This is a genomic window from Marinifilum sp. D737 (assembly GCF_026672275.1).
Classification (GTDB): Bacteria; Bacteroidota; Bacteroidia; order Bacteroidales; family Marinifilaceae; genus Marinifilum.
Genome location: NZ_JANQCD010000094.1, coordinates 1 through 771 on the forward strand (window position 1 = coordinate 1; position 771 = coordinate 771).

Genomic DNA, 771 nt, shown 5'->3' on the forward strand with positions numbered 1-771 from the left:
AGTTGATGGTGAAACTTATTATTGTGAAGTTACTGGTATAGTTGGAAGTTGTGGAACGGCAACATCCGAAAAAGCAACTCTTACTATTATCAAAGAAGTTGCAGTAACAAATCCTTTGGATATAACTATTTCTGATGGCGCAGATGCTAAATTTAGTGTAACTGCATCTGGTGAGCCAAACTATTCTTATCAATGGCAAGTTTTTGATGGAACGTGGAAAGACATTAATGATGTTGATAAATATTCTGGAACTCAAACATCTGAACTAAAAATAACAAATGCTGATAAAGCATCTTATAATGGAAAACAATACAGATGTATTGTTGTTAGTGATGGAACGGTTTGCTCTTCAAGTGCAACTAGTGCCAAAGCTACTTTAACAATTACTTCAGTTGTGAAGATTGCATCTCATCCATCAAATTCTGTATCTTGTGATGGTGAGGATGTTGATTTAACAATTGAAGGTTATTTTGATGCACTTAATTACACTTGGGAGTTTAATGATGGTAGTGGTTTTAAACCTGCAGTTGGCGAGCATGGAATGACTTCAATTGAAACAGGTAAAACTTCAACTCTTACAATTCCAACAGTAAACACAGGAATGAATACCTGGAAATTCCGTTGTTTAGTAAGTGACGGTTCCAGTACCAATGAATATTCCAACCTTGTTTCAATTAGAGTATTAAAAGATATAGCTGTGACAACAGTAAGTGAAGATTTCACACCATGTTTGAATTCTCCTTTCTCAATTTCAATAGCAGCAACAGGTGA

At 35.0% G+C, this 771-nt stretch carries 1 protein-coding gene; it reads left to right on the forward strand.

Annotation, left to right across the window (positions count from 1 at the left end; translation table 11 throughout):
• Nucleotides 1-771: hypothetical protein (locus NQ163_RS20565; RefSeq protein WP_268192189.1), on the forward strand; the 771-nt coding region annotated here is incomplete at both ends.